Annotated in this window: 16 protein-coding genes; 6 read left to right on the top strand and 10 right to left on the bottom strand. The window is 42.4% G+C overall.

What is annotated here, in order from left to right; genetic code table 11:
* Positions 1–2 precede the first annotated feature (2 nt).
* Positions 3–128 (top strand): hypothetical protein, encoded by a 126-nt coding sequence (locus ACFI6J_RS16285; protein ID WP_264180995.1) that lies wholly within the window; start codon positions 3–5, stop codon positions 126–128.
* Between the two features lie 87 nt (positions 129–215).
* Positions 216–1,319: a hypothetical protein gene (locus ACFI6J_RS16280; protein WP_020744630.1), complete on the top strand. Its 1,104-nt coding sequence runs from the start codon at positions 216–218 to the stop codon at positions 1,317–1,319.
* 270 nt (positions 1,320–1,589) lie between these two features.
* Here the strand turns inward: ACFI6J_RS16280 and ACFI6J_RS16275 are convergent, their stop codons facing one another.
* From ACFI6J_RS16275 to ACFI6J_RS16235, 9 genes are all read right to left on the bottom strand, one after another.
* Positions 1,590–2,288 (bottom strand): heparan-alpha-glucosaminide N-acetyltransferase, encoded by a 699-nt coding sequence (locus ACFI6J_RS16275; protein WP_020744863.1) that lies wholly within the window; start codon positions 2,286–2,288, stop codon positions 1,590–1,592.
* 14 nt (positions 2,289–2,302) lie between these two features.
* Positions 2,303–2,785: a YybH family protein gene (locus tag ACFI6J_RS16270; RefSeq protein ID WP_015066008.1), complete on the bottom strand. Its 483-nt coding sequence runs from the start codon at positions 2,783–2,785 to the stop codon at positions 2,303–2,305.
* Between the two features lie 34 nt (positions 2,786–2,819).
* Positions 2,820–3,281, bottom strand: a complete 462-nt coding sequence (locus ACFI6J_RS16265; RefSeq protein ID WP_232363009.1) for a YybH family protein — start codon at positions 3,279–3,281, stop codon at positions 2,820–2,822.
* Between the two features lie 29 nt (positions 3,282–3,310).
* The gene (locus ACFI6J_RS16260; protein ID WP_015066006.1) at positions 3,311–4,225 is read right to left on the bottom strand and encodes a copper resistance D family protein; all 915 of its coding nucleotides are present in this window, start codon (positions 4,223–4,225) and stop codon (positions 3,311–3,313) included.
* An 8-nt stretch (positions 4,226–4,233) separates the two neighbouring features.
* On the bottom strand, positions 4,234–4,626 hold the full coding sequence (locus tag ACFI6J_RS16255) for a copper resistance CopC family protein (RefSeq protein WP_012516837.1): 393 nt from the start codon (positions 4,624–4,626) through the stop codon (positions 4,234–4,236).
* Positions 4,627–4,883: 257 nt separating this feature from the next.
* Entirely contained in the window at positions 4,884–8,021 is a 3,138-nt protein-coding gene (locus tag ACFI6J_RS16250) for an efflux RND transporter permease subunit (RefSeq protein WP_348670541.1), read from the bottom strand.
* The gene (locus ACFI6J_RS16245) at positions 8,018–10,036 is read right to left on the bottom strand and encodes an efflux RND transporter periplasmic adaptor subunit (RefSeq protein WP_168463060.1); all 2,019 of its coding nucleotides are present in this window, start codon (positions 10,034–10,036) and stop codon (positions 8,018–8,020) included. Before ACFI6J_RS16245 ends, ACFI6J_RS16250 begins: the two co-directional genes overlap by 4 nt.
* On the bottom strand, positions 10,033–11,397 hold the full coding sequence (locus ACFI6J_RS16240) for a TolC family protein (RefSeq protein ID WP_014996986.1): 1,365 nt from the start codon (positions 11,395–11,397) through the stop codon (positions 10,033–10,035). Before ACFI6J_RS16240 ends, ACFI6J_RS16245 begins: the two co-directional genes overlap by 4 nt.
* Positions 11,397–11,906 (bottom strand): DUF411 domain-containing protein, encoded by a 510-nt coding sequence (locus ACFI6J_RS16235; protein WP_012516831.1) that lies wholly within the window; start codon positions 11,904–11,906, stop codon positions 11,397–11,399. The genes ACFI6J_RS16240 and ACFI6J_RS16235 overlap by 1 nt, the downstream gene beginning before the upstream one ends.
* 747 nt (positions 11,907–12,653) lie before the next feature.
* Here ACFI6J_RS16235 and ACFI6J_RS16230 point away from each other — a divergent pair.
* The 4 genes from ACFI6J_RS16230 to ACFI6J_RS16215 all read left to right on the top strand — a co-directional run bounded on the left by ACFI6J_RS16230 (position 12,654) and on the right by ACFI6J_RS16215 (position 19,383).
* Positions 12,654–13,337 carry a heavy metal response regulator transcription factor gene (locus ACFI6J_RS16230; RefSeq protein ID WP_156087391.1) on the top strand — a complete coding sequence of 228 codons (684 nt, stop codon included), beginning with the start codon at positions 12,654–12,656 and terminating at the stop codon, positions 13,335–13,337.
* Positions 13,321–14,727, top strand: a complete 1,407-nt coding sequence (locus tag ACFI6J_RS16225; protein ID WP_069945556.1) for a heavy metal sensor histidine kinase — start codon at positions 13,321–13,323, stop codon at positions 14,725–14,727. The genes ACFI6J_RS16230 and ACFI6J_RS16225 overlap by 17 nt, the downstream gene beginning before the upstream one ends.
* A gap of 1,435 nt (positions 14,728–16,162) precedes the next feature.
* Positions 16,163–16,348 carry a hypothetical protein gene (locus tag ACFI6J_RS16220; RefSeq protein ID WP_458726245.1) on the top strand — a complete coding sequence of 62 codons (186 nt, stop codon included), beginning with the start codon at positions 16,163–16,165 and terminating at the stop codon, positions 16,346–16,348.
* Positions 16,349–16,377: 29 nt separating this feature from the next.
* On the top strand, positions 16,378–19,383 hold the full coding sequence (locus ACFI6J_RS16215) for a Tn3 family transposase (RefSeq protein WP_458726248.1): 3,006 nt from the start codon (positions 16,378–16,380) through the stop codon (positions 19,381–19,383).
* A 26-nt stretch (positions 19,384–19,409) separates the two neighbouring features.
* Here ACFI6J_RS16215 and ACFI6J_RS16210 read toward each other — a convergent pair whose 3' ends face one another.
* On the bottom strand, positions 19,410–19,976 hold the full coding sequence (locus tag ACFI6J_RS16210; RefSeq protein WP_015068652.1) for a recombinase family protein: 567 nt from the start codon (positions 19,974–19,976) through the stop codon (positions 19,410–19,412).
* Between the last annotated feature and the right edge of the window lie 125 nt (positions 19,977–20,101).

Here is a 20,101-nt window from a genome sequence, read left to right as displayed (position 1 = left end):
TTATGAAAAGATGGATATGTTTGTTTCTTGTGATGTCATCATCGCTCGCACATCCAAATGATCGTGAGCATGGCGATTTTTACAGAGGATTAACTGGTCTTAAAGTACAAATTGATGACGCGTATTAGAAAATTTCAGAGGCTTCTGACGCAGAGTTACGTGAGTTGAGTGCTCAAGAGTTAGAGCAGGTAAAGCAGTCGTTGCAGGTTCTCAACATGCAAGACATTCGAATGCAATTGCAACCTCATTTAAATCAACTGCACAAATCAACTAAATCTGAAACACTACTCGCGTCTAGAGATTTCACAAATGAAACCAGTCGAAACCTTGCAACAATGGCGCTGGCACTTATTTCGCTGTTGGTCGCCATGATTTCAGCGGCAATTGCTTGGATGAACCATGTTCAAAGTTCGCGAACGAAGGCAGTTAAAGATGAAGCTGAGAGCGACTTAGTTGCCTTGAGAGAAGCAACGGATCGTGAACTGATCGAACTACAAATGAACACGCAGCGGCAAATTAATTCACTGACTGAGAGGCACGAAAACGATATTGTTCGCCTCACTCAAGATCATAAGGAAGAAGTAAGGCGTCTTGAGCAATTAAATTTAGACAAGGTTCAACATGCAGAAACAGCATTTGAAAATCTAATGGGAGAAACAGAAACACAAAATGGGCTGATATTTAAAAATCTAGCGGTCTCCATATATCTTCGCCGGTTCTTAGTGGAAGATGGTTACGATCGGTTTTTTAACGACTTAACGCTTATTTCAATTGATGAAACAGCAACGGTTCGGTGTGATCCAAGCATATTAAGAGAAGTGATTTCAATTCAAGAGCACGCAATTTCACGGTTTGAAAAAGTCAAAAACAAGCTAGAAGATGCTAAAATGCTGTATTACGAAGCATTACTAGATCTTGCGTTTTATGAGGCTGAAATGTCGCGGTTTGGTATATTGAATGTCGATGCAACACAACGGATCAATGAAAACCTTGTTGCTTTTGAGCAGAATGTACTCTTTTGGTTAAACGAAGAACGAAGCGAATACAAAACACCAGAGCGGTTACCGCGTTTCATTTTTCGCGTAATCTGCATGGTAGACAGCTTGGTTTTTATCAGGGGATGTTTGAAACTTCACGAAATATCTGAAGAAAAACCCGCTAAAGACGAAATGTTATCACAAGTGTCTGCATTGCTAGTAGAAAACGATATGGCTACTGTAAGACAAATAACTGACGTAATAGATTCAAATGAATGTAGCTCTTTGTGGTCAAAATACACCAACTTCAAAGAAGAACGGCCAAAACTGTTCGAGTATTAACGGTAGTCTGGGTTTGTTGGCACTAAAAGCACAATCTTCTCCGAATTAGTCTTGCGTTGCTGTAAACACATTAGCGTTGATAACAAGATTATATCGACACATGCATTTGCGCGCAAGCGCATATGCGTGTATTAAGCATTGCTCTGCTGCCTTGACTCTCCCCCCCCCAAAAAAAAATGTGCACATCTCATCGTAATCTTATGTCTGCAGCAGCATAGCGGATATTAGTTACTGAAGGTGATTAATGGCAAAGTAAAAGAAGGTGTATAGTTACACCGATGAGCTCAACCAATAGATAGTACCAAACAGCGCAAAAAAGATAGGTTGATGCAATATGTAAACCACTAAACTATGCCGTCCGAGAAGAGTCAACTTATTCGGAATATTCCATTTTGCAACAGGATCAAATCCGCTTTTCAAAACGTGCCCTATCGCAATACCAAACAATACCACACCTATCCATGGAAAAATCGCAACGTAATCGTTTGGAGAATGAGGTAGTGACAAACTGATCAGATTAAATGGCCATTTACTGGATACGAGGCCACTGTTAAACAACGTGACCGCAACAAAACCCAACAACAGCGACAATATGGGTTTTCGAATCAACGGAACACACAAAACACTTGCTACTACAATAAAATGCAATACGCCAAAGAATATCCAGTTTGCATTAAAAAAATAATACGTAAAAAGCGATATTACCGCGGCCCAGAACGCTATGGAAAACAGCCGCAGTAAAAACATTTTTAGATTAAATTTTCGAAAATTCCCGAGCACGAGCGACGCGCCTACACTCACAAAGAAGAGCGTCAATATTACATACCGAAACTCCCTCCACCCTTTTCCATTGGGGACATTCCAATCAACCCAACCAAAAAAACGAAGATCGTAAGCAAAATGGAATACAACCATCAATACAATGGCTAACGTTCGTATTGCATCCAATGTGATATTGCGATTTTGCACGGAATTCAACGTTGTTAATGGTGCTTATGTGGCTTGTTATCACGGGTGGATGAATGCGAATGAATGACCTTCCATCCTTCATCAGTTCGGCGAAACAAATAGGTTTGAAATCCTTTTTTATCAAAAACTGCGCCGGTTTTGCGCACTTCTCCTGAAACATTTACTGTCGTAATTGCCCAAGCGAAGTCTCCTTCAACGTTTGTTTCGATATCTAGAATATCAATGGTCAATCGTTTCAATACCTCTTTTTCCGGCTCTACATGATTTTTGACCAAATCCTCTAAACCTTTATTCTGACTGCCTGACTCAATGTAACGCGCACCTACCTGGCCAAGATAGTGTTGATAGAACGGCATACCGTTACCAGACTCCCACCCCTTTTCAATATCTTGGATCATTTCTAGTATCTCTGTTTCGTCGTTCGTTTGCTCAGACGCATAAATGTATGGTGATGTGGCCAAAAAAATAACAACGCAGCTTGCATAGAAAAGTTTCATTATTGTGACCTTTTTATTTTAGTTTGGTGGGGAGTTAGTGAGACCAATGAATATGACTGATTTTCCACTGTCCATTGATCAGCGTTAAAAAGAGCGTTTCATTGCCTGTCCTATCAATATCTCGACCTTTATAGTTTCCAGAAGTGTGACTTCTTGAAATGGAGACAGCTGTATTACCATGCACACGAACATGATGCTCAATCGTCTTCGTGGTTACGGCAGATGAAAATTGCATGTCTGCTTGCAAATGATGTGCACGATATTCGTCGGCACTGCGCTCAATTCTGCCACCTTCCAAAATAAGGACATTATCGGCAAGTAAGCTCATGACTGTCTCTGCATTAGCGTCGGAGAGTGCTTTGTGGAATTGTTTTGCTATTATTCCTGCGTCGGAGTCTAGCCCTGAGAACATAGGACTATTGCTGGTGTCGTTATGCGATTTATCATGAGCATTAACACTGTTAGTTAATAGCAAAGGAAAGAGTATGATTGACAACAAGTAGATTTTTTTCATTTTGTGTTTCTTCAATAATTGGGGCCTACGGCGGTACTTAACACCACCGTCACCATTAAAATAGATATCCCTATACAAAGTTCGATTTGGATTGATTTTTGAAGCGTTCGAGGACTGGTTATGCCGGTTAAAAGCTGAGGAGCCAATCGCAGTTTGTGTAACAACGCGATCAGAAAGATGGCACCAACAAACAACAGCTTAACAAGCAATACAAAGCCGTAGTTTGTGTCAAGCAAACTGCTAACAGAACGCACAAGTTGCCAAGCCAGTAGTAAACCAGCAATAATTAACCCCCCAATGGGGTATACAGCCGATTTCCCAAATTTTGTCATGACGAGGTGCAAATTGGGGTTAGAAAGCGCTACGCACGTCCTTGAAAGAGGCCAGAGTGAACCCACCCACGCGAGCGCAATAACGGCATGAGCAGCCAGGATAAACTTGAAACTAGGTTGTAACTGTTGAGTATGCCCAGTTAATGTAAATGTATACCCAAATCCTGCCAACGCAATAACAATGAAAATTCCAAGAGAGTGATTTGAAATAAAAGCATTTTTTCTAATTGAATGACCTAAATAGGTTAAATATAGTAGCGCACTTGCGAACAGCACTAGTCGACTTTTTGCAACATCTCCGAGCGTTGAATGCGCGACCATCTCTCGCATAACGGGGTCAAACATACCAGCGTATCCAGATTGAGCGAGCTGCCCAACCTGAAACAAAAAGTCAAAAGCACTAAAAATGATGCCAATGACCGCAAACAAACGCATGTGCCTTGTTACCGTTGTTTGTAAGCTTGCGGGTAGAGTAAATTTGGTGTCAGTATCAGTATTGGTAATGCACAAAATCCAACCACCACCAAGCAGCGCTGATACGCCGAGATAAACACCAAACTTTGAAATCAACAACCCCAACTGCCAAATGTCCATAGCGTCCTCTAATGGTTGCCGTGCGTGCTGTCGTGCTTTTTATCGTTATGTTTCATCATTGAAGCATGCACCATAAAACTAAAAGCCCCTTCCATTTTGTGACCGTCCTGACCTAGCAACATCCAATTGACAGTGTATGTATCTACTGGTAATCCGGGTAATTCGTAACTAAAGGCACTAGCGAGTTCCGTACTTGGCTTAAACTCAAACGGAATGGTTTCCCCACTTTTTGATTGCAACGTTACTCTAGCCAACCTTACAGGCTTGGTAAAAACCAATGATAGTTCAGGTGGAGATGACATCAACATCGCATTATCCTTAGGTGTAGATGTCTTAAGTGTTGTGTGAGCAAAAGTAGAAAAACTTAAGGCTACCATGAGCATTGAAAAGATTAGTTTCATTTGAAGTCTCCTTAGACTTGATGGGTTATAGATGACACAAATGCTTCAATATTGATGGCATTTGGGTCAATGGTATTGTCGATCAGCAAGCCTGTGACGTCTTTCATCATCGCGCTGGGCCCAGGTAAAAAAATGTTCACCCTGAATGTAGTAGATATCAAACCAGACCATGTAAAGACCGCTTAACGACCAAAACAACACCTGCCCGCCGACTAGCAGCATAAGCCAACGATGTGAACGGCGAACAGGTCCTTTCATTACGCAACGACAGCCAAGTATTTAAGCTGTTGTTTGCGCCATATTAAATAAATGGCAGGCAGTATGAGTAGTGTCAGAATAATCGCACTAACCATTCCTCCCACCATCGGCGCGGCAATCCGACTCATGACTTCGGACCCCGTACCAGAGCCATATAAAACCGGCAGCAATCCAAAGATGATAGTGGCCGTTGTCATCATGACGGGACGAACACGCAATCCTGCACCGTGCAGTACTGCCTCGGTCAACATCTCGGCGCTCGGTAAGGTACCCCCTTCTTTGCATCTATCCATCAGTGCCTGATATTCATGATTGAGATATACAAGCATAATGACTCCTATTTCTACAGCGACACCGGCCAAGGCAATGAAACCTACGCCTACGGCCACGGAGAAATTAAAGCCTTCGATGTACATAAGCCATATGCTGCCAACCATCGACAATGGCAACGTCCCCATAATAATCGCCACTTCAATGAAGTTTCGGAAGTTGAGGTACAATAGAATAACGATTATAGCGAGCGTCAAAGGCACAACGTAAGTGAGCTTCTCCTTTGCCCTTAACATATACTCGTATTGGCCAGACCAATTAATTGAATAGCCGGCGGGTAAAACGAGTTGTTCAGCAACAACTTGCTGCGCGGTAGCCACATACGTGCCTATGTCTACACCATCGATATCAACATACACCCATCCATTGAGCCGCGCGTTTTCACTCTTGATACCCGGTGGTCCGTCTTCGATGTAGACGTTAGCAACATCAGCTAAGGCTATACGTTTTCCTTGTGGTGTCACTACAGGTAACAAAGAAAGCGACTCTGGAGAGCTTCGGTATGACTGCGGATAACGAATATTTACTGGATAGCGCTCCAGCCCTTCTACACTCTGTGTTACGTTAACACCGCCAATTGCACTAGAGACAATTTGCTGAACATCAGCGATATTGAGCCCATATCGGGCGGCTTTTTCGCGATCAATGTCGACTTTCAAGTAGCGACCGCCAGCGACGCGTTCAGAATACACTGAAGCCGTGCCATCGACGTCAGTTAATATTGACTCAATTTGTTGGCCGATTTTTTGAATTTCCATTAGATCGGGACCACCAATTTTAATCCCAACAGGGGTTTTAATTCCTGTGGCAAGCATGTCAATTCGGGTTTTTATTGGCATCACCCATGCGTTGGTTAAGCCCGGTAAATTGACCACTGCATCAAACTCTTTAATAAGGTCCTGCGTGGTCATCCCTTCTCGCCATTGTTCTTTGGGTTTCAATTGAATGAATGTCTCAATCATGGTCAGTGGCGCGGGGTCCGTCGCCGTATCCGCCCGCCCTACTTTGCCAAATACCGTTTCTACTTCTGGCACGGTTTTTATTAATTTGTTGGTCTGTTGAAGAAGCTCTCGTGCCTTCCCGATTGATATGCCGGCATAGGTGGTTGGCATATACATCAAATCGCCTTCGTCAAGCGGGGGAATAAATTCACTACCAATTTTATCAATTGGCCAAAGCCCGATAGCCAAGACAATCAATGCTGCGACCATCGTTGACTTTGGAAAGCGCAAAACTGTCTTGAGCGTCGGTATGTATAAAAACGTTAAAAACTTGTTGACTGGGTTTTTGTGTTCAGGCAAAACCTTTCCACGTACAAAATACCCCATTAAGACTGGGACCAGTGTAATCGCAAGTGCCGCTGATGCAGCCATTGCATATGTTTTCGTATAAGCAAGAGGGGAAAACATCCTCCCTTCCTGGGCCTCAAGCGTAAAAACAGGTACAAAACTAACCGTAATGATCAACAAACTGAAAAATAACGCAGGTCCAACTTCGACCGCAGAATCGATAACAACCTGCCAGCGATTTTCCTTGGTAAGAGGCGTCTTTTCCATGTGTTTGTGCATATTTTCAATCATAACGATCGCACCATCACTCATGGCGCCAATGGCAATAGCAATGCCGCCCAACGACATGATATTGGCATTGATCCCTTGCATATACATAACGATTAGCGCGGTAATGATCCCGACAGGAATACTGATGATTGCGACGAGTGACGACCGAACATGAAAAAGAAAAGCGACACATACCAAAGCGACTACGATAAACTCTTCCACTAGTTTCGAAGCTAGGTTATCAACGGCTCTTTCAATTAATGCGGAACGATCATAAACAGTGACCACCTCAACGCCATCAGGTAGTCCTTTTTTTAAGTCCTCTAGTTTTGCTTTGACGCCATCTATCGTTTTTTGAGCATTCTCACCAAAACGCATCACGACAATACCGCCGACTGTTTCCCCTTCGCCGTTTAGCTCTGCTATACCGCGGCGCATTTGTGGACCGATATCTACAGTGGCAATATCCCTTATTAAAAGCGGTGTGCCATTGTCATTGACGCCAAGAGGAATGGTTTCGATATCCTTCTTATCAGAAATATACCCCGTGGCACGAACCATGTACTCAGCTTCTGCAAGCTCCACTACAGAGGCCCCAACTTCTTGATTTCCTCGCTTTATTGCCATCTGAATATGAGAAAGCGGTATACCGTAAGCGCGGAGTTTTTCAGGATCTACTTTCACTTGATACTGTTTCACCATACCCCCTAGCGCCGAGACTTCGGACACGCCAGGCACAGTTTGGAGCTCAAATTTCAAGAACCAGTCTTGCAAACTGCGTAATTGAGAAATATCGTGTTGGCCGGTTCTGTCGACCAATGCATACAGATAAACCCAACCAACGCCTGTGGCATCTGGACCTAATTGCGGCCTGGCGTTTTCAGGTAGATTGGGGGCAACTTGCGATAAATATTCAAGCACCCTGCTTCTTGCCCAATATAAGTCGGTATCATCATCAAAAATGATATAAACGTAGGAGTCACCGAAAAACGAATAACCTCGAACCGTTTGTGCACCCGGTACGGAAAGCATGGCGGTCGTTAGCGGGTACGTTACCTGATCTTCTACAACTTGTGGCGCTTGACCAGGATAACTCGTTTTGATTATCACTTGGACATCGGATAAATCTGGGATCGCGTCTACTGGCGTATTTTTCATTGTAACTAAACCGCCACCGACTATGATGATGGTTGCGAGTAAAACAAAGAAGCGGTTTGAGACCGACCAACGTATGATTGCTTCTATCATTCGTGCGCTCCTTCATGTTGGCTGTGATCCATCGTTCCTTTATCAGATGCTTGTATATGTAATGTGGTAATAACGTACGCACCGTCTTGGGTTTTGGTAATTTCGATGTGCAGTCGCATACCAGCGGTAATGTCAGATAAATCAATCTCATTAGCGACGTTGAAATCCATTGTCATTGCAGGCCAATCCCACGCCTCAATAGGGTCATGTTCAAGGCTTAACTGGTTGTTAGCACTCATCACTGCATTGACCGTTGCTTGAGTCCACACAGCGTCGACAGCGGTACTTGTTTCACTACTTGCCTCTTCAACAACATGAATGGTAGAAACAAGATATTCGCCACTTGAGGATTTTGAAATTTCAATATGCGCAAGCGTTCCAGAGGCCAAATCAGACAAGGTTATGTTATCTGCCACATTAAAATCCATCGTCATCGCGGGCCAATCCCACTCTTTTATCGCGGGATGATCGACATTTATCATTCGATGCCCATCCATTACAGAATTAATCTTGACTTCAGCCCAAACGCTTTCAGACATCGTCGCCTGTGTACTTTGTGCTGAATCGATAATGTGCACGGTTGTCACCACATATTGACCATCAGTTTGCTTACTGATCTCGATATGTGCCGATGAACCACCTTTGACCGTTGCTAAATTGATATGCTCCGCTACCACAAAATCCATGGTCATCGACGGCCAATCCCATTCTGGAATTGGACCATGTTTTGCAGTTATCATGTTGTGAGAAGGCATCACGTCTGTGATCATCACCTCTGTGAAGACCGATGTTGGACTTTCTTCAGGGGGTTCCATTCGCTTAAAGTCAGAGCTAATACTGCTCTCTGAATCAAGCATAAATTGAGCGGAGGTGACAATGCTGTCACCATCGATCAGTCCTTCAAGTACTTCTGTAAACTCGTCAACCACTCGCCCAATTTTGATTGCAACTGATTTAAATTTTCCATCTCCCAATGCCAATACAACGCGATTTTGATTGCCTGTTCGAATAACCGCTTCGGTTGGCACGATCAAGTTGGTCGAATCCATATCAGAGTGGATAGTCACTTGAGCGAACATGTTCGGCTTTAACGTATAATCTTGATTAGCAAAGCGAAGACGCACACGCAGTGTGCGGGTACTCTGTTCAAGGGTTGGGTAGACGTAGTCTACAACGCCTTGCCACGTCTTTCCGGGGAGGAAATCTAATGTCATAGTAACAGGCAACCCTTCCACTATTTGGGCGGTTTGTCGCTCAAATACCTCTGCATCAACCCAAACCTCATCCAATGCACCAATCGACATGACTGTAACGCCAGGTTTTATAAAAAAACCTTCTCGAATGTTTAAATTATCTACGAATCCGGTTTGGGGTGCGGAAAAGGTAACGGTTTGCTGAACATTTTTTGTTTTTATTAACGTCTCCACGACGTCTTCAGGCACTTGCAATGCATTTAAGCGAGAACGAGCAGCTACGATCAGATCTTTGTTGTTTCTGCGCATAGCAAGCAGCAATTCTTCTTGTGCATTCACTAACTCAGGCGAGTATAGAGAGTAAAGTGGTTCCCCTTTTTTAACATATTCTCCTGATGCTTTTACATGCAGTGTTTCTATCCAGCCTTCAACGCGAGGATGCACATGGATTAATGTTTCTTCGTTGTATTGAACGTACCCGACAGTTCTAATAGGGACATGCAGCGCGCGGCGCTGCACTTTCGCAGTTCGAACACCAAGATTGTTCTCCACATTTGGCGCTATAGTAATTGTTCCTGGGCCCGCATCACCACTTGAACTTTCTTCGTAGACAGGAATGAGATCCATGCCCATCGGAGACTTTCCTGGTTCGTCTCTGCGGTAATTTGGGTCCATCGGCGCAACCCAATACAACGGTTGCTTCTCTTCGTTTTGCTCATTATTCGCGGTGGATGATGAAGATGGTATCAGAAACGTGAATGCCAACGCAGTCATAATACCGCCTGCTACCCCGCCTATGACGAGTGCTTTAATTGTGCTCATTGTTGTTCTCCGATTTGAGACAAAGGAATACCTGCGTTGGTATCAAAGTAATAGTTGAGTTGAATTTTTGTTTTGACCAAATCCACACTGATATCCAGTGCGTCAATTCTGGCATTAAGATCCGCAATACGAGCACGCACTACCTCAGCAAAGTCTCCTTCGTCGTTGGTATAAGCATTGAGCGATGCCTCAGCTTGCTCTTGCATTTGCTCTAACAATTCGAGTTCGTACAGCGCTTGTCGCTCCATTAATCGCTCATTTTCCGCATATAAAGACTGGATGTATGACATCATTTCTCTGAGGACTAAGCGCTTGTCGGTTTTAATGGCTTCAGATAGGCTTACGGCAGCCGAAACCTCTTGGTCTTGGCGGTTTTCTGTAAAAAGAGGTACATCGAAACTTACACCCATCGATAAAAAATCTGCTCGACTTGTACCGTCGGGCGTGTCGTCTCTGTAGGCGTAACTAGCGTTAACCCCCCATTGTGGCTTGTATTTTTCTTTGGCAAGGTCAATACCGGTTTGGCTGGCGCGAATTCTTTGCTCTATCGAGAGGATCAAAGGGTGTTGATTGAGAACCATTGCAAGCGATTGTTGATCTCTGCGCTCAAGTATTGTTCTCATATTCTGCCCCATGTTTTTGATCTCAGGTAGGGCATGCGGCAACGTTAATCGAGAAAAGGCATCAAATCCCGATTGACTTGGATAATTTTGATCTCTAACTAGCCACTCTAGAAGCTTCCCTGTGGCTCTTTCTTCTAATGCTCGTAGTTTAGTAAGTCGGTCTTCCAACCTTGTTAATTCCAACTTTGCACGAACGATATCTTGCTGATTTACGCGTCCAAAGGCAGTTGAATAATTTGCCTTTGCGATATCGCTGAGCTGTTCAAATAACGCTTTATCTTCATCAATTAGCTTTACACTTTGCTGCGCCCGATATATTTCTAACCATAAGTTTGATACTTGAACGCGTGCTTTGGCCACTCGGTCGGCTCTCATCAGGGGATGCTCTGCTGCTTGCTCCCGCAATTGACGAGACCTTATGGCTAACGAATCACCACGAGGAAACATCTGTGACACACCTACTTTTAGCTGAGTCATGGGCTCTTGATCAAACGCAAAACCATCAGTGGGTACATTTGCTAAACCGATGTTGACAACGGGGTCTGGTAGGCTCGAGGCGACGACACTACTGGACAATGTGGCACGTTCACGATGTGCACTGCTAACGAGCCATGGATCATTTTCTACCGCTATTTCTACTGCACGTTTGAGCGTTAATTTTTCATTCGCGATAGCGGGAGAGACCATCGAGAACGAGAACGCTCCCCAAATAGAAACAAAAAGACAAAACCGGTTCATTAGAATTGCTCCTCATAGGTGTTGACTTCAGCAAAGGTCGTAACTGAACCATCTACATTGAGTTGCAATACAAGGTAAGGTTGGAATCGTTCGTCAACTTCCATGCCCGGCGATCCAATTGGCATGGCTGGAACGCTCAACCCTAAAACCCCTTCAGGAGGGTTTTCTAAAAATTGTTGGATGTATTTTGCGGGTATGTGCCCCTCAAATACAAACCCGTCCTGAGAAAGAGCAGTATGGCAGGAGCGATACTGGGGTTCGACGCCATATTTATCTTTGACTCCGGACATTAGCGTGACATTTGTCACATCTGTCTCAAAGCCATGTTCTTCAACATGTCGCACCCATTTTTGACAACATTTACATGTTCTACTCTTGTAGACATGTAATGTGAATTTCGGTGCCTGTGTTGCAGACTTTGCATCATTCTTTGCCTGCAGTACATCACTGCACGCCGTTAAAAAGAGGACTAAAGAAAACAAAGCCCCAAACGGTATATTTTTGTTCATAAACAACTCTCACATATATTGGATTTTGCACGCTTTACGATGGAAACGTCACGTGCAGTAACTGTTAGTCTTTACATCGACTAATCTAATTACACGAGAGAGTATTTTGGGGGGCGTAAATGTATAGCGATAAAGACTTTATGCAGCCTTGTTTGTTTGCTTAGGGCTGGGGTGTTCAACAGTTTTGGTGTTTCGAAACTCTCCCCAGCCAACATGCCGAGCTGAAAGACTGCCATGGGACAACAGCAATTTTGATTGCAACAATTCTCTGATACATCATGTGTTGAGTGGTCCATGTGATGACCGATTCTGTTATCTATTTCATGCACCATATCGCTTGCACATGGCGTAGCTACACTCGCGAAAGACCCGCTTACTTGCACGCTCAACAAAGCGATAACAAAGAGGTATTTGACGAATGAAAGTTTCACTTAAACCTGACTCCTTTAATGAAACGCGTTTTCACGGATTAGCTACGGCAATGAGAATATCAAATGGCCCTGACAGACAGATTACCTTGACATTACAATTTTGTAATCATGAGCGATATTGATAGCGAAAATGTATTTTTAGTTGAATATTTGCGACTTCGAGCTACGATGTGGCGCGCTCATTAGTATATTGAATACTCTGTTGGTTGCTGGCATACGTTTTATTATTAGTATACTAACAGCATTTTACGATTGCGGTGTATTCAACAGGCTTACTCCATTGAATTAAAGCTATGCAGCAGGTTAATCACATACCATGAAAATACTTGTAGTCGAAGACGAAGTAAAAACGGGCGATTACATCAAACAAGGGCTAATTGAATCCGGCTTTGTTGTAGAATTAGTAAGGACTGGCCTGGATGGTCACCACAAATCGATGATTGGTGATTATGAATTAATCGTACTCGATGTAATGCTGCCCGACATAGAAGGTTGGAAAATCCTGTCTTCATTGAGAGAGTCTGGTAAATTTACACCCGTTCTTTTTTTAACCGCTCGCGATCACGTTAATGACAGAGTCAAAGGACTTGAGTTAGGCGCAGACGATTATTTGGTTAAACCGTTTGCTTTCGCGGAACTCCTCGCAAGAGTGCGCACCTTGATCAGGAGAGGGACGTCTGTCCCTAACAACACGTTACACATTGCAGATTTGGAGCTTGATATCCCTTCTCGCGTTGCGAAGCGCGGTGGCAAAGTAATCAATCTGACGACTAAAGAGTTTACATTGCTTGAACTAATAGTCAGACGTCAAGGTGAAGTATTGCCCCGTTCTTTGATCGCCTCTCAGGTATGGGACATGAATTTTGACAGTGACACGAATGTCATTGATGTCGCTATCCGAAGATTGCGCGCAAAAATTGATGATGACTTTCCTGTAAAGCTAATTCAAACTGTCAGGGGGATGGGCTATAAAATGAGTGTAGATGATAGTAACGAATAAACTAAAACGGCCAAACTCTCTTGCGTTTAGAGTCACTATACTTGTTGGCATTACCGTATTTTTGTGCCTTACAATAATCAGCTTAATCGTTCAACAATCAATTGCAACGCATTTTGCTGAACAGGATGCTGATGAATTAAATGAGGTATTCCATGCTGTAAAACGAAAGCTTAGCGAAGCATACACTGAAAAGGTGGCACCTTCGAGTATCCTCGTTGAAGCAGTGTCTGGTCATCATGGAGTCTATTACCTTGTGCAAAATGAAGATGGAGAATCCGTATTTTCGAGTAAAGGCGTTAACTTGCACAAATACCCCGGTCAATTGTTTGACAACGATCTCATAACGCCTGATATGTTGACACTTTTTTTTGATGGATCCCATATGTTGCGAGCAACTGAAGCTCTCGTGACCGTCAGCACTGGTCAGAATAAGTCTACATACCGTGTTGTGGTAGCCTCCAACATGGAATTTCACATGAATTACATGGAAGACTTTGAAAAGACGTTATGGGGCATTATTTTCGTGTCTGGTTTGATCACGATAATAGTGGCACGTTTTGCTGTGTATCGAGGCCACTCGCCGCTACGAAAACTGAGTAGAAAAATAGGTTCTATTACTGCTGACAAGCTCGATATCCGACTAAATCCTTTAGAGGTACCGGTCGAGCTCGCAGGATTAGTGGGGTCGTTTAATGCTATGATTGAACGACTCGAAGCTGGCTTTGAGCAACTTTCATATTTTTCTGCGGACATTGCGCATGAATTGAGAACACCGGTCACAAACCTGACAACTCAAACGCAGGTTATTCTGAATCAACCGCGCACTGAAAGTGAATATGTTGATATTTTATATTCTAATTTGGAAGAATACGAACGTATGACCAAGATGGTCAGTGACATGTTACTTCTAGCCAAAACGGAACATGGACTCGTCAAGCCACAGTTAGAGCGACTAAATTGCCGAGCAGAGCTTCAAGAATTAGTTGAGTATTTTGAACTACTGGCAGAAGAAAGACAAATTCAAATTCGCATCCGAGGGGCCGATGCCACAATTGATTGCGATAGGTCCATGTTTCGACAAGCTATGAGTAATCTATTATCAAACGCAATTCGATATTCCTTCGAAAACGCGATTGTTAAGGTAGCAGTATCTACCAACGATGAACATACAAAAATTACCGTTTCAAATCCAGGCCCGAAAATCTCTGATGACCATCTTCAGAGACTTTTTGATCGCTTTTTTAGAGCAGACCCTTCACGAAAAAATCATGGTCAAGGCGTTGGTTTAGGATTGACTATCGCTCGTTCATTGCTTCACATGAACGGAGCTAAACTAACGGTTAGCTCAGATGACAACTTAACCGTATTTGTTGTTTCATTCCACAAATAATCAATCAAACTTCGTCCTGGAATCTAAACAGGTGGTCACTTTCTGAAGCTGATGTATCGGCCACTTCCCCTCATTTGTCATGTTTGCACTTTCCAACACCTGCTTCATAAAACTGGACATTTCATCATTAATCTTAATACAGTTGCTGGTATAGGCTTAACTTGTGTGTATCAACGATTGATCTAACAGTTCGGAATAAGTTGATTAATACCTTCGGAAAAAACCAAGCCTAGAGCCTCACTACCAAATTGGGAAACTCATTTTTCAGTTCCTCAATTATTGGATAAAGAATGATAACCTGCTCACAGTGAAAAACACCTGGAGCCAGATGGAAAACGCACATCTGTCGTGTTGTTTCAGCTGCTATAATAGTCGTCATCATTGACTCATTGTGGCCAATCACACTTAGGACTATTTCATTCGCATCGTTTGAAATTTTCCCACACGCTCGGACGGTGACGCCACAAATATCAGTGCCATTGTGTATGTTTATAAAAAGCCAAAATGCTATTTTTCGAAAAACGGATTGCGCAGGAGTCTACCAAGATCTATCCTGGAAAAAGCAGCTAACAACTATGTCACTAAACTGCTATCAAAACGAACCCAAGTTGATACTGTTGGAGTGTCAAGAGTTTGCCCAATAAAATGTTGTTCAGAAAAATCAAACCGATTAGCAGGGTGTTTACTATCGCAGCTAGGTGACCCGATATTAGTGCTGTCACTGAAGCTTTTTACCAATCGGCTACGTCAATTAACCATTATCTTGTAGGCTGCGTCTAAATTGTTATACATCCATTCTAGAGCAGCCTTTCCATGGTGGTCACAGAGACCGAACTCCAAGAGAACATCTATCTGACGTAGATTTTCCATCAATTTCTTAGCTTGAGAAACAAGAAAATTTGTAAGCCCAAGTGCAAGCACAACACTAAGTACAACCGCAGCGTTGTTAAGTTTTGCAAGCCCATCTAACAACTCTACCTGGCAGATAAACTTAAAGTCAGAACTAATATCTACATAGTACCCCTCGGTACTATACCAAAGGGCTTTTGATAGCAAGAGGATGGTGGTCTACGACAACACAGCAATTCTATACAGAAGACTATCAAATCCGCCCCCATTTGCCTCACTGTAATGCTTTTGAAGAATTCAGCTGGGGTTTCCCTTATGAGCCCACCGTCGTTGTCATCGGTAACAAGAAATACCCTGTCTATAAAAAAATACCTTCCTTTCCTGAAAAGCGAGCGCCACAGAAGTACTGCGTGGATGAACGTGTGAGTCGTAGTACCTGCAGACGTGACAGATGTAATAAATGGGAGTCACCGAAACCTAATGGTTATTTGGTGAGTAGCCGTTCCTTGGCCAATTCGTTGTTTGCCGATTTACGTAATTGAACGCTTGGTACAGGTCTAAAACATATTAGAGGGAGAGTCCTTCTGTGATGCAAGATAAACGAGAGAGCGGCGTTATACCTAATGGCGTTACTTTTGGCACTGAAGTGCTTGTTATGCCAAGCCTGATAGGTAGCGTATTCACCCACGCTGGTGGTACCGACACAGTAAGGGGTTTTGCGCCCATCCCCTCGAAATCGGCATTAGGAATTAAAACATTGAGTCTGTTATGATTATGAAAAAATAATCAGGACTATATGCCATCGCTGCTGAACAAACAAAACGCATTCAAATACTCACGTCGTTTGAAGTCAAAGAACTTTATGCTCTCCCCAACTTTAGTCACTCCGACAGAGAAGACTACTTTTCACTCGACAAGGAAACTCAGAAACTGGTCAATACGTTGAGGCAAACAGAGACCAGAATCTATTTTATCCTCTTATTGGGTTATTTCAGATCCAGACCAATAATTTTCAATTTTACATTCTCAGATGTTGAACCTGACTTTAACTACGTTAAAGCAAAATATTTCAGCGATAAAAGCGTTCAAGATGAAGATATTCCACCGCGAACCAAAACAGCGTTAGTTAGAAAACTTCTGACTTATACAGGCTTCTCCGTTTACCAGAGCAAGAATGACAAGGCACCTTTACTCAAAAGGCTCAATGTCGTTGTTAAAATCAATCAAGAGCCAAGATATGTGTTTGATGAATGCATTGCTTACTTTGGACAAAACAGGATTGCGTTAGCTGGTTATACGACACTTCAAGATATCATATCGAGTGTACTTTCTAGTGAGCGTAGTCGCATTGAGTCTGTCCTGAACCAAAACCTAGGCAGTGATACAAAAGCTACGCTTCTTAGATTGCTTGATTCCAAAAGCACGTTCACAGATCTCGCTATGTTAAAGCGCATGGCGAAGGATTTTTCAGCCAGCCAAATATCACAAGAACTAAAGACGCATAAAATCATACGTGCGCTTTATCCAGAAATTAAGACACTGATTGCTGAATTAGAGCTGTCACCGAAAAACCTTGAATACTACGCGTCTTTAGTAAAACACAAGTCGGTTTATAAGTTAAAAAGACATGCTGATAGTCAAACCTTGTTATATCTTGTTTGTTATCTATTCTTCAGGTACCGCGAAACTAACGACAACCTCGTTTCTGCATTTATCTATCTCGTCCGAAAGCTTGCTGAAGGAGCAAAGAGTCACGCCAAACAGGGAGTTATCGAAGATATAAACATTGTCAGAACAAAATTGAAATCGGCTGGCAGTCTGCTGAATTACTTCATTGACAGCGATATTGACGATGCATTGACCTTTGGCGATGTACGCAAAAAAGCCTTTAAGTTGCTACCTGCTGAGAACATTAAATTGCTTAGCGAACATCTTGATAGCAATGATTTTGATGGGCGTAAATATGAGTGGCAATTTATTGATAAACAGTCAAGCAAGGTGAGTAAACTTCTACGCTCCTTGTTCATGGCCATAGACATTGAGTTTATCCATTTAAAAGATGATTTACATAATCAGTATGTAACGTTGCGCTCTGAACTCAGTGAATGCAAGGCTGTTAGAACCATCAACCTAGACTTGGTACCCAAAGGTGACCGAGGGTATTTGCAAGGAGAAGTTTCTAAGCAAATAGCTATTCGTTTTGAGTACTTCCTGTATCGTAAAGCAGAGCAACTATTTCAAAACAATAGCCTTACCGTAAAAGAGAGTGTCAATAATCGTAGTCTGAGTTCAGATTTAATCCAGCCAAAAGAATGGCAAAACAAAGACGATATTATTGAAAATACAGGGCTTGATAAACTATCAGCACCAATTAACCAAACCTTGGATGAGAAGCAGTATCAGCTTGAAGTGAAATTGAAAGAGGCTGGCACACATATATTCAGTGGTGACAACAAATACGTCGAAGTTATACCTGGTAAGTCAGAACTAAAATGGTCTATCCCAAATAGCCGCTGGCAACAAACGGTTGATAACCCTCTCTATAATCAAATTCAGCATATGGGTATTGTCGAGCTTATGCTGTTTGTTGACGAAAAAACTAATTACCTCAATGCTTTTACACATATCGCTACCACAAAACAAAAATCATCAGTAGACAAAGAAGATCTGGTTGCCTGCATACTCGCCAACGGTACGAATTACGGCCTATATAAAATGGCCAATATCTCCGACCGTTCGATGGGAAAGTTGCGCAGTGTTAATGATAGTTACATCAGATACGAGACGCTGAAAGAGTCTAATGATCAGATCTCTAATGCCATTGCTATCCTGCCAATATTTGCTTACTACCATATTGATGACAATCAGTTATTTTCAAACATCGATGGTCAAAAATTCGAGTGTAGGATCAACACCTTTAAAGCCCGTTATTCATCCAAGTATTTTGCCAAAGGCAAAGGTGTCTCAGCGCTGACGTTAGTGTCAAATCATGTGCCAGTGAATACTCAAGTTATTGGCGCGAATGAATATGAAGGTCATTTTGCATTTGATTTGCTTTACAACAATACCTCTGAGATACAGCCAAATACGTTATCCACCGATAACCACGGCACGAATAACGTCAATTTCGCTATTTTAGATTTCTTTGGCTACACCTTTGCGCCTCGATACGCAAAAATGAAACGAGTGTTTTTTGACTTATTTGAAGTTACTGAAGAAGAAGGTGGCCGAATTCAGTTAAAGAAAGACGTTAACTATAAATTAGTGGCTGAAGAATGGGAAAACATTCAACATATCCTTTGTTCTCTTAGCCAAAAGACAACTACTCAAAGCACCATCATTAGAAAGCTCAGTAACGGCAAGAGTCGCACGTTGTCAGCTTTGCATGAGTATGATCGTCTAATTAAAGCGATTTACGTTTTGGAGTACGTTGATAGCTCAACACTACGCCATTATGTTCAGCAAGCGTTAAATAGAGGGGAAGCCTATCACCAGTTAAAACGAGCCATTACCTCAGTCAATGGTAATAGATTTCGTGGTGGTAACGATTATCAGGTGTCTCAATGGAATGATTGTGCGCGGCTCATTTCAAACTGTATTATCTATTATAATTCTGCCTTGTTATCAGCCTTTTTGAAGATCCAAGAAAGAAACGGTAGACAAGATGTGGTAGATATTATTTCTAAACTATCACCGGTTGCTTGGCAGCACATCAACTTGAACGGAGAGTATGCCTTTAACAAAAATCGTAAAGCGATTGATTTGGCAGGTTTGCTTAGTGGTGTGGAGCCTCTGCAAAGTGAATAATAGTTCAATGAGTTGCTTTCTTATAATCACATTGCTAAATAACGATAGAAAGTTGCTTTAGATATAGAAAGTGAATTACAAATAGACTCTATAGAAAGTGAATTATTTTGGTGCATCTGCTTTGCCATCTGGACTTTAGGGTTGTTGATACCGATTTTAGGTCTACCGCCATTCCGTCCTCGTGCTCTTGCAGCAGATAAACCAGCATTGGTCCGCTCTTGGATTAATCGTCTCTCAAATTGCGACAATGCACTAAATATATTGAACATCAACTCACCTGAAGCTGTTGTTGTATCAATAGCACCGTCCTGGATCGATTTGAATCCAATGTCTTTTTCAACTAATGACTCAATCAAATTGATCAAGTGAGACATTGAGCGGCCAAGACGATCTAATCGCCATACTATTAAAATGTCTCCAGATGACAATGTATCAAGACATTTATCTAATCCTGGTCGAGTTGATTTTGCTCCCGACGTTTTATCGGTAAAAATATGTTCAGGAGCACACCCGTTGTTCATTAACGCATCGATCTGTAGATTTAAGTCTTGATCAGATGTACTTACTCGAGCATACCCTATTTTGAGCCCCATAATCTTATTTACATGTTGAAAAATGACTTTATGAGACTATATTAAATGAGATGGGTTTATAAAACAAATAGAACCAATAAAATCAGACCGAGCGGAGAAAATACTTTTCACTCTCATAAAACGGG

The organism is Alteromonas sp. G4i13 (assembly GCF_054960505.1).
The sequence above is the reverse complement of the archived record's forward strand: the minus strand, read 5'-3'. Positions and strand labels throughout refer to the sequence as shown.

Excerpts from the sequence above, each read along its gene's own strand:
- ACFI6J_RS16285 (WP_264180995.1), top strand. The coding sequence starts at position 3 with ATGAAAAGATGGATATGTTTGTTTCTTGTGATGTCATCATCGCTCGCA.
- ACFI6J_RS16280 (WP_020744630.1), top strand. The coding sequence starts at position 216 with ATGCAAGACATTCGAATGCAATTGCAACCTCATTTAAATCAACTGCAC.
- ACFI6J_RS16270 (WP_015066008.1), bottom strand. The coding sequence starts at position 2,785 with ATGAAACTTTTCTATGCAAGCTGCGTTGTTATTTTTTTGGCCACATCA.
- ACFI6J_RS16260 (WP_015066006.1), bottom strand. The coding sequence starts at position 4,225 with ATGGACATTTGGCAGTTGGGGTTGTTGATTTCAAAGTTTGGTGTTTAT.
- ACFI6J_RS16255 (WP_012516837.1), bottom strand. The coding sequence starts at position 4,626 with ATGAAACTAATCTTTTCAATGCTCATGGTAGCCTTAAGTTTTTCTACT.
- ACFI6J_RS16250 (WP_348670541.1), bottom strand. The coding sequence starts at position 8,021 with ATGATAGAAGCAATCATACGTTGGTCGGTCTCAAACCGCTTCTTTGTT.
- ACFI6J_RS16245 (WP_168463060.1), bottom strand. The coding sequence starts at position 10,036 with ATGAGCACAATTAAAGCACTCGTCATAGGCGGGGTAGCAGGCGGTATT.
- ACFI6J_RS16240 (WP_014996986.1), bottom strand. The coding sequence starts at position 11,397 with ATGAACCGGTTTTGTCTTTTTGTTTCTATTTGGGGAGCGTTCTCGTTC.
- ACFI6J_RS16235 (WP_012516831.1), bottom strand. The coding sequence starts at position 11,906 with ATGAACAAAAATATACCGTTTGGGGCTTTGTTTTCTTTAGTCCTCTTT.
- ACFI6J_RS16230 (WP_156087391.1), top strand. The coding sequence starts at position 12,654 with ATGAAAATACTTGTAGTCGAAGACGAAGTAAAAACGGGCGATTACATC.
- ACFI6J_RS16225 (WP_069945556.1), top strand. The coding sequence starts at position 13,321 with ATGATAGTAACGAATAAACTAAAACGGCCAAACTCTCTTGCGTTTAGA.
- ACFI6J_RS16210 (WP_015068652.1), bottom strand. The coding sequence starts at position 19,976 with ATGGGGCTCAAAATAGGGTATGCTCGAGTAAGTACATCTGATCAAGAC.